Origin of the sequence: Thiomicrorhabdus chilensis DSM 12352 (assembly GCF_000483485.1) — a bacterium.
Classification (GTDB): Bacteria; Pseudomonadota; Gammaproteobacteria; order Thiomicrospirales; family Thiomicrospiraceae; genus Thiomicrorhabdus; species Thiomicrorhabdus chilensis.
Genome location: NZ_KI519609.1, coordinates 2,406,086 through 2,420,675, shown reverse-complemented (window position 1 = coordinate 2,420,675; position 14,590 = coordinate 2,406,086). Strand labels below are relative to the sequence as shown.

At 49.8% G+C, this 14,590-nt stretch carries 12 protein-coding genes; 9 read left to right on the top strand and 3 right to left on the bottom strand.

All coding sequences use genetic code 11. The features are described 5' to 3' along the window. Genes B076_RS0111490 through B076_RS0111480 form a run of 3 tightly spaced genes read right to left on the bottom strand, consistent with a single transcriptional unit; the run spans position 1 to position 5,184 of the window. Positions 1-2,256 (bottom strand): tRNA(Met) cytidine acetyltransferase TmcA, encoded by a 2,256-nt coding sequence (locus B076_RS0111490; protein ID WP_028487450.1) that lies wholly within the window; start codon positions 2,254-2,256, stop codon positions 1-3. Then, positions 2,253-4,247: a putative bifunctional diguanylate cyclase/phosphodiesterase gene (locus tag B076_RS0111485; RefSeq protein ID WP_028487449.1), complete on the bottom strand. Its 1,995-nt coding sequence runs from the start codon at positions 4,245-4,247 to the stop codon at positions 2,253-2,255. The genes B076_RS0111490 and B076_RS0111485 overlap by 4 nt, the downstream gene beginning before the upstream one ends. Positions 4,248-4,275: 28 nt before the next feature. Beyond that, on the bottom strand, positions 4,276-5,184 hold the full coding sequence (locus tag B076_RS0111480) for a rhodanese-like domain-containing protein (protein WP_245566359.1): 909 nt from the start codon (positions 5,182-5,184) through the stop codon (positions 4,276-4,278). Positions 5,185-5,428: 244 nt separating this feature from the next. Between B076_RS0111480 and mnmC the strand changes: the two genes are divergently transcribed. From mnmC to gorA, 9 genes are all read left to right on the top strand, one after another. Further along, entirely contained in the window at positions 5,429-7,405 is a 1,977-nt protein-coding gene (gene mnmC / locus B076_RS0111475) for a bifunctional tRNA (5-methylaminomethyl-2-thiouridine)(34)-methyltransferase MnmD/FAD-dependent 5-carboxymethylaminomethyl-2-thiouridine(34) oxidoreductase MnmC (protein ID WP_028487447.1), read from the top strand. Positions 7,406-7,514: 109 nt separating this feature from the next. Further along, a complete protein-coding gene (locus tag B076_RS0111470; protein ID WP_157753560.1) occupies positions 7,515-8,612 on the top strand; it encodes a DUF4136 domain-containing protein in 1,098 nt (365 codons plus the stop codon). A gap of 15 nt (positions 8,613-8,627) precedes the next feature. Continuing rightward, a complete protein-coding gene (locus B076_RS0111465) occupies positions 8,628-8,822 on the top strand; it encodes a hypothetical protein (protein ID WP_028487445.1) in 195 nt (64 codons plus the stop codon). Beyond that, on the top strand, positions 8,823-9,410 hold the full coding sequence (locus B076_RS0111460) for a YfaZ family outer membrane protein (protein WP_028487444.1): 588 nt from the start codon (positions 8,823-8,825) through the stop codon (positions 9,408-9,410). Between the two features lie 129 nt (positions 9,411-9,539). Further along, positions 9,540-10,316, top strand: a complete 777-nt coding sequence (locus B076_RS0111455) for a competence/damage-inducible protein A (protein ID WP_028487443.1) — start codon at positions 9,540-9,542, stop codon at positions 10,314-10,316. Positions 10,317-10,387: 71 nt separating this feature from the next. Beyond that, positions 10,388-11,611: a BaiN/RdsA family NAD(P)/FAD-dependent oxidoreductase gene (locus B076_RS0111450; protein WP_051347328.1), complete on the top strand. Its 1,224-nt coding sequence runs from the start codon at positions 10,388-10,390 to the stop codon at positions 11,609-11,611. Between the two features lie 69 nt (positions 11,612-11,680). Continuing rightward, positions 11,681-12,130 (top strand): hypothetical protein, encoded by a 450-nt coding sequence (locus B076_RS0111445; RefSeq protein ID WP_028487441.1) that lies wholly within the window; start codon positions 11,681-11,683, stop codon positions 12,128-12,130. A 146-nt stretch (positions 12,131-12,276) separates the two neighbouring features. Further along, on the top strand, positions 12,277-13,014 hold the full coding sequence (locus B076_RS0111440; RefSeq protein WP_028487440.1) for a glutathione peroxidase: 738 nt from the start codon (positions 12,277-12,279) through the stop codon (positions 13,012-13,014). Positions 13,015-13,140: 126 nt separating this feature from the next. Next, on the top strand, positions 13,141-14,496 hold the full coding sequence (gene gorA, locus B076_RS0111435) for a glutathione-disulfide reductase (protein ID WP_028487439.1): 1,356 nt from the start codon (positions 13,141-13,143) through the stop codon (positions 14,494-14,496). Positions 14,497-14,590 lie beyond the last annotated feature (94 nt).

The following is a 14,590-nucleotide window of genomic DNA, read 5'->3' as shown; positions in this document are numbered from 1 at the left end:
TTATAAAAACCCGCCACCTGATTTTAAGCTGGCGGGTTTTTTGATGGCATTAGAAAAGTGAGGCTCCAACGCATCTTTTAGGGCGTTTTCGACGCCTTTTCGACCCGGTAGGTGATGGTTGTGGGCCACCGTTTGCCAGCTGTGTTTTTTAAGTACCTTGTCACACCAGATGCATTGCTGTGCCGAGGACATTTTTTTAATCGCCTGGGGCGTGCGGATGCTCCACTCCCAAAGTTGTCCGCTCAAAGACTCGTAGACACGTTTGCCATGCAGATATTCGATCAGCTCCTGTTCCAGTTGAGGTTTTTGGGTTTTAAAGCGAAACGTCTGCAGAATCGCCAGAATCATCGGCGCCGACAGATAGGGTAGGGATTCCATCAGGGTGTGTGGGAACTGCGCTTGAAAACGGGACTGTATTTTCGCCAACGCCTGTTGAGCCATGGCGGAGAGCGCTTGTCCGACCACCAGGTTGTAGCTGCCGCTGGCTTTGTCACGCTTCACGCCCACGTGCACCGGACGATAACCTAAATCAAACCAAAATGGCAGCAATTCTTCGCTGGCGCCAAAGCTGCTGCTGAGGTAGTCGATGCGTGACTGCCTGGCTTGAGTTTTGAGCTGGGTTAACAGTTGTTTGCCAATGCCGTAACGCTGATAGCGCGGATAGACGGTAATGCGCATGACGCGCCAGGAAGCCAGCATCAGGAAATTCGGTTGGGCGTAATGCTTCTCCAGTAATTGTGGCACCAGATGGCCGTGAACCCGGGGGCTGTTGGGCATGATTTTGCCTTCCTCAACGGCCAGCAAGACCCCGATGACGTTTTGTGCTTGCCTCGCTATGATGACTTTAAGGTTGGGCGCGCTGAGCAGCTGTTGCAAATCATTGGGGCTGGTCTGATAGTGGGCTTGCACCAGCAACTCAAACACCGATTTGAGCAGGCCTGGTTGCTGAGCCAATTGCTGTGTTGTCAAGGGTTCGATGGTGATAGCCGCCGGATCGAATGGAAGGGGTTCTGATCGATCAACGGGTTGGCTAGCATCGGTCTCCAGCAACAGGGCGTGGTTGATGCTGGCTTCAAGTGGGTCATCTTCGGCCCAGCGGATGGGTTGTTTGAGATGTACTTGCTTCCAATCGGGAGTGAGCCTGTCGAGACTTTTTTTAAATCGCAGCTCGAAACCGCGCCCCGAGCCTTCGTAACCATGCAGGGTGGTGGCGAACACCATGCGATGATGGCGGTGCAATAGCTGAAGCAGTAACGGCGTTGGCAGGTGCGCGGCCTCATCGACCATCAGCAGGTCGGCGTGAGTGGGTTCAACCACCAGTTCATCCGGCGCAATGAACTCCAAGGTTTTAATTTCAGAGTTCAGGGTGAAGCGTATCAAGTTGGGCTTTTGGGTCAGGATGTCGATATTGGAAATCTTTTCCAGGCTATTTAACGCCTGTTTGAAAACCATGGCGGCCTGATCTGGCCGACTGGCGGTGACCGCAATGAACTTCTTACCTTTGACTAGGCAGTCGATGGCGGCCATTCCCAAGAGGCTGCTTTTGCCCCGTCCCCTATCCGCATGTACCACTAGTGGCCGTTTTCGGTGTCCAAAGGCCACGGTATCGATCGCTTTTATGGCTTTCAACTGGTCACTGGTGGTTAGGTCATCGAAGGGGGTGTGGTTGCTTGAAAAGGCTGAATCTGCTGTTTGAGGAGGTGTTGATTGCTGTGGTTGGCTAAGGTGGTGCAGGACGTTCGTCAGGGTGTCATTCTGCGGTTGGTGTTGATGGCGCCAGACAATAAAAGGATGTGTTTGCGTTTGCCAGCTGTTAATCAGGTGTTCGGTGAAATAGGGCCGTGCTTGTTCAATCTGGTAAGGGCTGTTAAGGAAACGGGCGTTTTCCGGGTTGGGGAGGGTTCGCCATTGCTCAAGCTCCGGCGTCAGCAAAATCAGCAGGCCTCCCGCGCGCAATAAACCGGAAGCGATGCCCAGGGAATTGGCGCTGAGCCCTTGGCGAACATCAATAATTACACCATCGGCTTCCTGGCCGAGCAGGTGTACGATTTTGGAGCCGGGAATGCTTTCCACCTCCATATCGCTTAGGGCGGGGAAGTCATTGGCGTTGCCAAGCATTAACACCCGTTCATCGGCTTGCCAAAGTTGATCGAGTTGTTGGTTTTGCCAGCTAGGCTCGCCGCATAGTATCGTTAAAGCGCGGTGACGGCGGGTTTTGAGTTGAGAGCGTAATTCGGTTAGGGCGCTTGGGGTCATGTATCTTGTAACCAGTCAGTTAAGGGTTTGGGTTTGCCTAAATGATAGCCTTGTCCGTAAGTAATGCCAATGCGAGTGAGTTCCTGCTTGTCCTGTTCGGTTTCGACGTATTCGGCAACGGTTTCTTGATTGCGTAGCGCACTGATCTCTTGAATGTAACGAATAACAGCCTTATCCGACGGATCTGTGTGCATGTCTTTGACAAAGCTGCCGTCGATTTTAATGACATCGAACGGCAGACTTTTGAGGTATTCGAAAGAAGACATGCCAGTCCCGAAATCGTCCAATGCCAAGCCGATACCGATATTTTTCAGCCATTCAATGAAGGTTTTGGCTTGATTGAAGTTACCTACTGCAGACGTCTCTGTCAACTCCAGTTCCAATTTATACCAAGGGAAGCTAAAAGTTTGCACCGCCGTTTTGATTTTAGCTTGAAAATCTGGGTGATTGAGTGACGAACCGGCCAAGTTGATATGCACCGACTGCAGTTGGTTTAAATGTTCCGGGTTTTCGGCCACTTGGGTAAGGTAGTGCCATAGAACATAGCCGTCAATTTCGGCCATCAACTGGTAACGTTCGGCGGTTGGGAGAAAGTTGTTAGGAGGAATCAGGTTGTTTTTCGCATCCCACAAGCGTAACAAGATTTCATAACTTACCTGATTGCTCTCTTTTTGGAGCGGTACAATTGCCTGGGCATAAAGTTCAAAGCGTGCCGGACCTTCTGAAAGTGCTTCTTTTATGTAATTCGCGGTGACGATTTCTTGATTGCGACGCGAGGATAGATTGTCATCTGGATGGTAGATGTGAAGTTTATTACGTCCGGAGGCTTTGGCTGCATATAGGGCGGTGCCTGAGGCTTTAATCAGCTCTTCAAGCGTGTAGGTAAAGGGAGTGAACACAACCAGACCGATTGAGGCGGAAACTGAGAAGGCCTGACCTTGCCAAGAAAAACGAAAATCGTTCAGGCCTTGCAAGCGTTGTTGGGTAAATATGAGCCCTTCTTGTTCCGTGACCTGTCGTAACAGAATGAAAAAATCATCGCCGTCGGTTCTTGCCATTACAGCGTTCTCGGGGAGCGTGCTTTCACATTCGTGAGCAATCATTTTGAGCAGTTCGTCTCCCGCTTCGTAGCTGGCAGTCTCGTTGATTAGTTTGAATTGGTCAAGGTCAATGTGTACTAAAACATGCGTCGAGCTATTGGGACCTTTTAGTGCTTGAATGAGCTGCTTTTCCAGATAATAGCGATTGTATAGTCCGGTTAACTGGTCGTGCTCGGATTGATAACGCATTTTTTGAGTGGTTTCAGAAATCTGCGACATCATTTGATTGAAGCCGTCGAACAGTGATTTAACCTCATTTTTGGATTGGGTTTCCAGTACCGGGTATTGGTTTTCGGTAGGTTGACTCTCCTTCATCGCTTGAGCCAGCGTTTCAAATGGCTTTGAATAGCGGCGACTGAGCCAAAGTGTGAGAAAGAAGCCAATCAGCAGCTCCAGTGGAAAAGCGATGATTAGATAGGTCAAGTGTTGATTGAGCTGGGTGGTCAGGTCTTGCATGTCTACAATGTAAATCACATCGCCAAAACGGTGCCCGTCTACTTTTAGCGCGTGTTTGACGTAGAGGTCTTCGCCCTCAAAACGTGGTTCGGTTGTGGCGTTGTCGATCAGATGGTTGTATTTGTTTTTGTGTTTGCGTGAATATTCAAAAATGGCTTTTTGTTGCTCGTTGTAGAGCACTACTTGATCTACGGATTCGAATTGCGACAGGCGAAAAGACAGGTCGGAGTATACGTCGGTCTGGTCGCTGACGACTGCTTTGAGCATATCGTGGCTCATGGCTTTGTTAAGGGTCTGTGATAACTCAATGGCCAGTTCCTGGCGTTCTTTTTGGTCGAGTATATAGGCTAAGGAAAGGGTTATGATGGTAATGCCGAGTAGCATTAGAGAGGTCAACATAAACAGTTGCGTACGGATGCTGAGTGATTGCCACATTCAAAAGGCCCTTTAGTCAGTCTGAAAATTATTTTTCAATTGGTAGCTTCAAGTCGTTCCCCCACTCTTTCCAGGAGCCATCGTAGTTTGACACATTGTATCCCAGCTCTCTGAGTGCAAGGTAATTGGTGGCAGAGGCACGACCAATGTCACAATATAAAATGATTTTATTCTGCTTAGGCAGGGTGGTATACAGACCGTCCAATTTGGCTTTGGCCGCCAGTCCCTTCATCTGCTCGGTTGAGTTTAAATTGTGTGAAGCGGGAATGTTCAGCGCGTTCGGGATATGACCAAAGCGTTTGGCTGTAGAGACGTGGCCCAGATAAGCCTCTTCATCGCGCGCGTCTACAATAGTTTGGTTCGGATTTTTTGAAGCGATTAAGGTCGTCAGTTTGGTCGCTAACCGTTGATGGTTGATGACAGGTATGTAGTTGCTGGGCTGTGCTTGAGGCGTCTGTTTGGCAACCGTAAATTCATTTTTTAGCCAGCTGCGGTAGCCTTGATTCAATACCTTGACCTGGTTTAGACCGTAGACCTCTAATGTCCAGAATGCGCGTGCGGCTTTTATCATTTCGCCATTGTCGTAGATCACTACTTGAGTGTCGACATCGATGCCAAGAGAACGCAGTATTGTTTGGATTTTGGCGGGTTGCACAATGCGACCGTCTGTTTCAATATTATGGTAAGTCCAGGTTTCGGGAAGGTTGAGGGCGCCCGGGAGATGTCCCAGTTGGTATTCTTGCGGGGAGCGGCTGTCTAAAATCAGCAGGCCTGGTTGATTCAGTTTTTGGTGTAATTCGGAAGCAGACAGACGAACGTCGTTCGATGCATAAAGCGCCCCGCTTGCTATCAGCAGAGTGACAACAATCCATAACTTGTGATAAAGCCTGTTGAAGATGCTCACTGGGCGTTTCTCCACTGAATCTATTTTGGTCAATCCTATTTCACCTTCGGGAAGGTGGTGTGCATTTGACCTTTAGGGTTCTAATCATAGCCTACTCACAGTCCAGTTGGCAAAGGCTTGTTTTTTATCCTACGATTCCATCGTTTTAATATTCTTGTTGTTGCTTTTAAGCAACTTTGCTCTCGAATCGTCATATAATTTGTGTTTTTCTGGATTGGGCGTGGCCATGTGGCCGTGTCGATTAACCTTTGACAATGATGCATGATGATGGCTTTTTATGACCCCCAATAAACTCGCTGTGGCAAAACTACTCTGGACGCCTGAAAATGTACCCATTTCCGAGTCTTTTGACGATTTTTATTACTCCACCGATGATGGCTTGCAAGAAGCGGAATATGTGTTTGTGCACCACAATAAGCTGGCGCAGCGGTTCTCAGAATTGGCGGAAGACTCGAAGTTTTGTATTGCCGAAACCGGATTTGGTACCGGCTTGAATTTTTTGAGTGTGGTCAAGTTATGGTTGAAGCTGGCTCCGTCACAGGCACAATTGCATTTTTTTTCGTTTGAAAAATACCCGTTGAGAGTTGCGGATTTGCAACGTGCCCAACAGCCCCATGTCGAGTTGGCGGACTTGGCGTCTGAGCTTTATCGGCATTACCCGGTTTTGCTACCAGGCTGGCACGATGTCTGGTTGCTTGACAACCGGATTCGTCTAACTTTATGGTTTGGAGAGGCCTTGACAGGCCTGCCGGAAATTGAGGCCAGCAGAAAAGGAACCGTGGACGCTTGGTTGTTGGACGGCTTTGCACCAGCCAAAAACCCGGATATGTGGCAGCCCGCGCTTTACCAGCAGATGGCCAGATTGAGTCACGCAGGCACGACCTTTGCCACCTTTACCTCAGCAGGTGAGGTGCGTCGCGGACTGGAGAAGGCCGGCTTTGAAGTGAAAAAGGCGGTGGGCTATGGCAAAAAACGTGAAATGTGTTTTGGTCAGTTGTCCCAGTTGCGGCCTTTCAGTTTGAAAGCCCCTTGGTTCAGCCGGCCAGAGCCGCGGGAAAAGGGGAGCGCTATCGTGGTGGGAGCCGGTCTGGCGGGCGCTAGCGTGGCAAATAAACTGGCATTGGCGGGCTGGAAAGTCACCGTTTTAGAGGCTGGGTCACAACCGTCTCAGCAGGCTTCCGGTAATCTGGCGGGGGCGATTCATCCCTTGGTGACCGCTGATTGGAATCTGCGTAGCCAATGGTACCTGCAAGGCTTTGAAGCGACTTTGCGTACCTTGTTGCCATGGTTAGAAAATGACGAAATAGAAGGCGATCTGACTGGGCTGCTGCAGTTGACGGTCACCGAGGTCGGCGCCAAACGTGTCAGTGAAGCGCTTGAGCGTGTGGGGTTGCCCGAAGAGTTTGCAGAGTTATTGAGTCGTGAACAGGCCAGTGACCGCGCCGGCGGTCCGGTTGGCGAAGCGGGATTGTTTTTTCCGAAAGGCGGGTGGGTCAACCCACCATCGGTGGTGCGGCGCTGTCTGCAGCATCCAGACATAGACGTAAAGTATGGACAGGAAGTAACCGAACTGACGCATAACGATTCAGGCTGGCAAGTCCTTACTACTGAAAATGCTTCCTATCAGGCGGATTGCGTGGTGGTCGCCAGCGGTGCTTTGAATGCAGAATTAAACCGCTTCCTTGGCTTGCCTATTCGCCCGGTCAAAGGTCAAGTCAGTCACCTTAATGAAAATCAGCAGGCCTGGTCATTGCGATGTGCGGTGACGCATGAAGGTTACTCTGCACCTTGTGGATCAGGATGCGCGGTCACTGGCGCCACCTTTGAAGCGCCGGATATGAGTTCGACCCTATCAACGCAAAGCCACCAATTAAACCTTGATCAGGTTGAGAAGGCCCTGCCAGGCTGGGTGAAGGGCTCGTCCGAGGCGGTTGGTGGTAGGGTGGCCTTCCGGCCGACCACGCCCGATCATTTGCCGATTGTAGGGCCGGTCGCCGACCCCCAATGGCTTGAGCAGGCCTATCTGTCACAGTCACAGACCCATGCGGTGTATCGTTATCCTCCGCAGCGTTATCTACCGGGCCTGTTTGTTTCCAATGGACATGGACCGCGTGGCTTGATGTCGGTGTTTCTGGCGGCGGAAAGCATTGTCGCCGACCTGCAAGGCGATGCCCTGCGCCAGCCTTTGTCGCTATACCATGCAAGCCATCCGGCGCGTTTTGCCATTCGCAAATGGCGTAGCGGGAAGGGTTGAGAAGGAATGAGAAGCCCGCTATTGACTAAGAGATGATTAATTCCGTAAATGTGGGTATGATGATTACGGTTGTTTTCCGGGAGTTTTGAGTGAAATTTGAGGTGTGTTTGTGAATTTATGGGAGTGCTCAAGTCGTTGGCCAAGGTCGATTGCGGTTTGTCTGGCTCGTATGAGTGTTTTAGGTTTTGTATTAGGTGCTTTGAGCGCCTGCAGCCTGCTTGATCCGCTGACATCAGAACGCCGTGACCTTGCTGTCCAGGGAAATCAGAAGGTCGCGTCAGCTGAAAACCGCAGTCAAAATTATCTGTATGCGCAAGCAAGCGCCGCAATTTCAGGACAAAGTCCTCTGGCTTTGGCGCAAGCGCGCGCCAATGCGGAACAAGTCGCGCGTTTGGAGTTGATGCGCTCAGAGATGTCTGCAAAGAATACAAGAAGCTATCACTCGGCGCTGGAAAAGACCGTGCGTGAAGCCGTTTCGGCCAAGCTGTCACCTTGGCAGTGGCCGGAGTCGGAGTTTGAAACATGGAAAGTTGAACCGACAGCCGACTCTTTGAGAGTCACCCTGAGAGTGTCCAAACAGTCGCTTTTGGATGAGCTAGAGGCGCGAATGCAGCAGATTGAAACACACCTTCTGGTGTATCGCCATGTTGGGGATAGGGGGTCACATTTGCGGCAGTTGGAGGTGTTGTTGCCAGCTCTGCCATGGATTGAAGAGCATCAACGCTTAAGCGCTTTGCAAAAGCGCCTGCAAAATGAGGAAGTTCCTTTTCAAGTGGAAGAGGCCGGAGTGGTCGCCCTGTTGGATCGTAAAATCAGCATCCTCTTCAATGAACTTTTATGGGTAGTCAATGAAAGCCTGCCTGAATCGGCCGCTTATGAAAATATTCTGACCGAGTCGCTCAGGCGTGAAGGCCTGAGGGTCAGTGCCAAACAGCCGGATTTGGATGTGAATTACTACATTGAGCCCAGTGAGTATAATGAGGATTCCGGGCAAGCTACACTGTTTGCCGACATGACTTTGCTGGATTCCGATAAAGAGGTTTTCCTGTCTTACGCGACCGAGATTTCCGGCCAGCCAGCCTGGAGTGATGAAGATCTGAAACAAGCCGTGCAAAAACTGGCCGGCGAAGTCTATCAGCTTGTCGGTGAACGTTTGCTCGAATGGGTTTATGCAAATGAGCACCAGCTGGCTTCTAAGATTCAATAACGAAAGATAACGACTATGTTTGGAAAAATCAGTTTTATTATTTTGCTTGTGATTTTCATCGTCTTGGCGATCATGTTCGATTGGTTTGGTAGCCGCGACCTGTTTCAAAAGGGCGTCGATGGCGCGCAGGTCGCCGTCGAAAAAATTGAATCGGCAGGCGATAAAGTCAATCAGGCCATTGAAACCATTAATGAAGAGGAAAAACGATAAATGCGACCTTCAATCCGTATCAAAACGGCCGTTCTGGCCATGGGCACTCTGTTTGCGACAATGGGGCAGGCGAACTCGTTGGGCCTGGATTTGGCGGTCTCGGATGAGACGGCGAACTTTGGGGTGTTTTCACAAACCGAAACCCCCGTGGATTCGGCACGCTATGCCGCGCATTATTTTTACAACGAACCTGGAGACCGTCTGTATTCGGTGTCAGCAGGCGTACAGCGGAAAGGCATGGGCGGCACCCCGAACCTGGAATTGGGTCTAAAAGGGAAAGCCTTTTACATGACCCAAGACAGTTATGACTTGGACGGTTACGGATTGATGCTGGGTGTCACCGGTCGTTACTGGCTGCCGACACAGGCTCCTGCCTCGGTTTCGGCTGAGTTTTTGCACGCGCCCGAGATTGTAACTTCGGGCGATGCGGAGGCGGCAACCGAAATGGCGGTGCGTGCCGACTTGCAGGTTTTGCCGAACGTAACCGGATTTGTCGGCTTTCGTTACCTGACGATGGATATGAACGTCGACTCGGATTATGAATTCGATAAAAATCTGCATATCGGGGTTGAGGTCAAAATCAACTAAACCGACTTTTGCTTACAAAAAAGCACCCCAGAGCGCGGTTCAATACGGCGTTTTGCGGGTGCTTTTTTTGGTTATAATGGCTCTAAATATCATTATTGGGCAATGAGTTTCATGCCTTAAGGGGGACGTATGTTTGAGGGCGCAAAGATTGGTCTGATCATTGTGGGGGATGAAATCCTGTCTGGAAAACGTCAAGATAAACACCTTGCACAGGCGGCCTCTCTGCTTAGACCCAGAGGGCTGGCGATCAGTTGGGTGACGATTGTCGGCGATGAGCCGGAGTTATTGACTCAAACGTTAGAGCGCAGTTTTGCTTCCCAGGACATTGTCTTCTGTTTTGGCGGCATTGGAGCGACTCCGGATGACCGAACCCGTCAGTGTGCCGCCAAAGCCCTTAAACTTCCGCTTGAGCGACACCCGAAAGCGATCAAGGAGATTGAGGCCGAATTTGGCGAGGCGGCTTATCCGCAGCGTATTCATATGGCGGAATATCCGCAGGGCGCCGAGATCATTCCTAATTTCTATAACCGTGTACCCGGTTTTTCAATCCGCAATCATCACTTTATGCCGGGTTTTCCGATGATGGCGAAACCGATGATGGAATGGGTTTTGATGACCTATTATGACCAGCTAAATTCGCCGCCGAAGGTGGAGTGTGCGATTCGCCTGATTGATGGTCAGGAGTCGGAGTGGGTCGAATTCATGCAACAATTCGAATCGCAGTTTCCAACCCTGAGATTGTTCAGCTTGCCTAAGATTGATGAGCAGGATCGACGTTCCATCGAGTTGGGCGTCGAAGGTTTGATGGAAGACGCACAAGCCGGATTGGACGTGATTATTGAAGAAGCGAATCGTCGGGCGCATGAGTGGCAGCTGCTGGATTCTTGGACAGGTCATGAAGACTGATTGCAATAAAGGCTTTACGGCCTGTGTTATGACCGCCATGAGCAACACCAGTGATAAGGGTACGCGTATTTATGGAAGGTGATAAGGGGGTGAGTTATGCCGACTCGCAAGGTGCACAAAGTCCAGAATGGGATGTGATTGTTCTGGGAGCGGGTGCCTCCGGGTTGATGTGTGCTGCCACGGCGGGTTACCGAGGCAAGCGGGTCTTGGTTATCGATCATGCGCCCAAAGCGGCGGCAAAAATTCGTATTTCCGGTGGTGGGAAGTGTAATTTCACCAACTTGAATGTGTCTCCTGAACATTACATTTGCCGCAATCCTCATTTTGTTAAAAGCGCCTTGTCACGTTATCCGTCGAGTGCTTTTATCGAACTGGTAGACCGTCATGGTTTGACTTATGAAACCCGGGAGTTGGGCAAGCTGTTTTGCTGTGAGCGAGCCTCCGACCTGATTCAGATATTGCGTACCGAGTGCGACTGGGCCGGAGTCGAGTTTTTGCTTAAAACCGAAGTAGGCAAGGTAGAGGCGAAGCATGGAGGCGGTTTCATCTTGAAAACCAGTGCGGGAGTATTCGCTTGTGAAAAGCTGGTAGTGGCCACTGGCGCTTTGTCTTTTCCCAAACTCAAGGCAAGTGGGTTCGGATACCAATTGGCCCGGCAGTTTGGTCTTGAGGTTTGTGCGCAATCGCCGGGTTTGGTGCCTTTGACTTTTTCCGGCAAGTGGCAGCAGCGTTTTTCCAGCTTGAGCGGGTTGTCGATGGATGTGGTGGTGACGGTTGAGGGTAAACATTTTTCCGAGGCTTTATTGTTTACCCATCATGGGCTCAGTGGTCCGGGCATTCTTCAGGCTTCCAATTACTGGCAACCCGGCAAGCCGATTCACATTAACCTGCTGCCCGGCTTGGATGTCTATGCTCAGTTGCTGGCTTTAAAGCAGTCTGGGCAGTCTTTGTCAAAATGGCTCAACCAATATTGGCCCAAACGCTTTACCCAGCTTTGGTTGGAGATTTTCCCAATGGATTCGATGCTGTCTAACCAGCCGAACGAACAGTTGCAGGCTTATGCGTTGCAAATAATGAATTGGCAACTGTATCCGGATGATACCGCCGGATACGATAAGGCGGAAGTAACCTTGGGTGGAATCGATACTGATGAAGTTTCCTCTAAAACCTTTGAGGCCAAAAAACAACCAGGCCTGTTCTTTATCGGTGAGGTTTTGGATGTGACCGGTCAGCTCGGCGGCTACAATTTTCAATGGGCGTGGGCCTCTGGCGTGGCCTGTGGCCTATCCTTGTAGGCAGGGCTGATGTTGAGTGCTTAAAGCGTTATAATGGCGCACACTTGTATTAAATAGAGATGCTGTCTCATGAACTTATTGAATTTAGACCCTGCGGCACGTGAAGCCTTTTCCAAGACGGTTCAGACCTTGATCCAGAAACACAAGATCGACCCTCAAGAAATTTTTTTGAACGTACTGGAAAGCCAGGAAGCGCCGGAAATGAATTACTGGATGGCGATGGTGTTGGTGCAGGAGCATTTTGTTTCACCGCAGATGGAAGTGGGGACTGATGCCGCCGGCGAAACCGTTAAACCCTTGCAGGCGGCTTGTTTATTGCAGAATGTGGGTGTGACGGCAGCAATGCTGGAGCTTAATGCGTTTACAGGATCGGTTACTGACCGGGATTATCAGTTGTGTGCCCGCATAGCCTCTCAGCATGAAGATCAGGCCATTTTGGGGCTGCTGATGAAATACGCCCAGGAAAAAGAAGCTTTAGAACCCTTTATGCGTGCGCTACAAGGTTCGACTTTGCAATAAAGCTAATGGGCAAGTCATTATTGATAGTCTATAGCTATCATTTTTATTGTAATTATTGATTTTACTAATTGTCCGTTATTTCATACACTGGTAACCACTCAATAGAGTGACAATTATATATTTAGTCTGAGAAGAGGATTTTGAAAATGGCATTAGAAAATAGAGAAGGTCAGAAAGTTCCAGCGGTCACGTTCCGTACCCGTCAAAAAGATGAGTGGGTCAATGTGACTACCGATGAGTTGTTTGCAGGCAAAACCGTGGTGGTTTTCTCCTTGCCTGGAGCCTTTACTCCGACCTGTTCTTCCAGTCACTTACCTCGTTACAACGAATTGGCTGGTGTGTTCAAGGAAAACGGCGTGGATGACATTTTGTGTCTTTCCGTCAACGATACCTTTGTCATGAACGCATGGGCAGAAGATCAGGAGTCTGACAATGTGACGTTGATTCCGGACGGGAACGGTGAGTTTTCTGAAGGCATGGGAATGTTGGTCGACAAAACCGATCTAGGATTTGGGATGCGTTCATGGCGTTATTCTATGCTGGTTAAGGATGGTGTTATTGAGAAGATGTTTATCGAGCCGGATGTGCCGGGTGACCCGTTTGAAGTGTCCGATGCCGATACTATGCTGAACTACATCAATCCTCAGGCCAAAGCGCCACGAGTTGCGACCATCTTCACTAAGCCGGGTTGTCCTTTCTGTAAAAAAGCCAAAGCGATGTTGGATGAGAAGGGAATTGCTTATGAAGAAATTACCATCTCAAACCACGGTCCTTCTTCAAAGACTCTGCGTGCGATCGCCAATGCGTCAACGGTTCCTCAGATTTTCATTGAGGGCGAATATATTGGCGGATCGGATGATCTAGAAACCTATTTGTCTAAATAATTGTGGTGTGAAGTGATTCAAAAACCGGCAGGCCTGGTATTTGAATCACCACCAGAAAAAATTTAAAAAAAGGGCTGTTTTTACGGCCCTTTTTGTTTTATTGCTGTATGCACAGAGGAATGAGAAATGAAGTACGATTACGATTTGATTGCCATTGGTGCCGGAAGTGGCGGCTTGTCGGTGGTAGAGCGAGCCGCTGAATACGGCAAAAAGTGTGCAGTGGTCGAGGCCAGAAAAATCGGTGGTACCTGCGTCAATATTGGCTGTGTGCCAAAAAAGGTCATGTGGTTTGGCGCGCACATAGCCGAAGCCCTGCGCGATGCTCCGGATTTTGGGTTTCACGTGGAACAAAAAGGGTTTGACTGGAAAACGCTGGTTGAAAAGCGTGAACAGTACATCAGTAATATCAATACCTGGTACGGTGGATATATGGCCGATAAGGGTGTAGATGTTCTGCAGGGCTGGGGAAGTTTTGTGGATGAACATACCGTTGAAGTCGATGGCAAGCACTATACCGCCGAGACGATTGTCATCGCCCCTGGTGGAACCCCGCTGATTCCACAGGAAACCGAAAATGCTAATTTAGGAATCTCCTCAGACGGTTTTTTTGAGTTAACCGAACAGCCCAAGAAAGTAGCGGTGATCGGTAGTGGCTATATCGCGGTTGAATTGGCCGGAGTGTTTCAAGCGTTAGGCACGGATACGACATTGGTGAGTCGCAAAGATTTAGTGTTGAGAGGCTTTGATGATCTGATTCGTGAAACCTTAACTGATGCCATGCTTGAAAGCGGCTGTAAGAAAGAGTATCACTTTGCGGTGAAAAAACTTGAACGTGAGGCTGATGGGACTCTGACTGTCTACAGTACCGATGGACAGGTAATCTCTGGATTTGATCAGGTTGTCTGGGCCGTGGGTCGACAGACTTTGGTTGAGCCGCTTAAACTCGAAAACGTCGGCCTGAAGACCAACGGTTATGGCTTTATCGAAGTCGATGACGAGCACCGTACTGCGGTGGATAATGTCTTTGCGATTGGCGATGTGACAGGACAGCCACAATTGACCCCGGTGGCGATCCGAGCCGGGCGCTATCTGGCGGAAAGACTCTACAATAACAAACCGAACCTTAAGTTGGATTTGAGTTCGGTGCCGACGGTGATTTTCTCCCATCCTCCGGTTGGCACGGTAGGTCTGGCCGAGCATGATGCACGCAGTCAGTATGGTCATGATAATGTTAAAGTCTACACGTCAGAGTTCACCCCTATGCGCTATGCGTTTACCCAGCACCAAATCAAGACTGCATTGAAGCTGGTTGTGGTTGGTGAAGAGGAGAAAGTGGTGGGGATTCACATCATTGGTGACGGCGCCGATGAGATGTTGCAAGGGTTTGCGGTTGCCGTGCAAATGGGCGCGACTAAAGCTGACTTGGATGCCACCATTGCCATTCACCCATCCAGCTCTGAAGAACTGGTTACGATGCGCTGATTTTGATGCTTTTGAATCAAATGGATGAACCCGGCCTTAGCCGGGTTTTTTTGTATGTAATTTATAGACTTGTTATGTTTTATAAGGTCTGGTC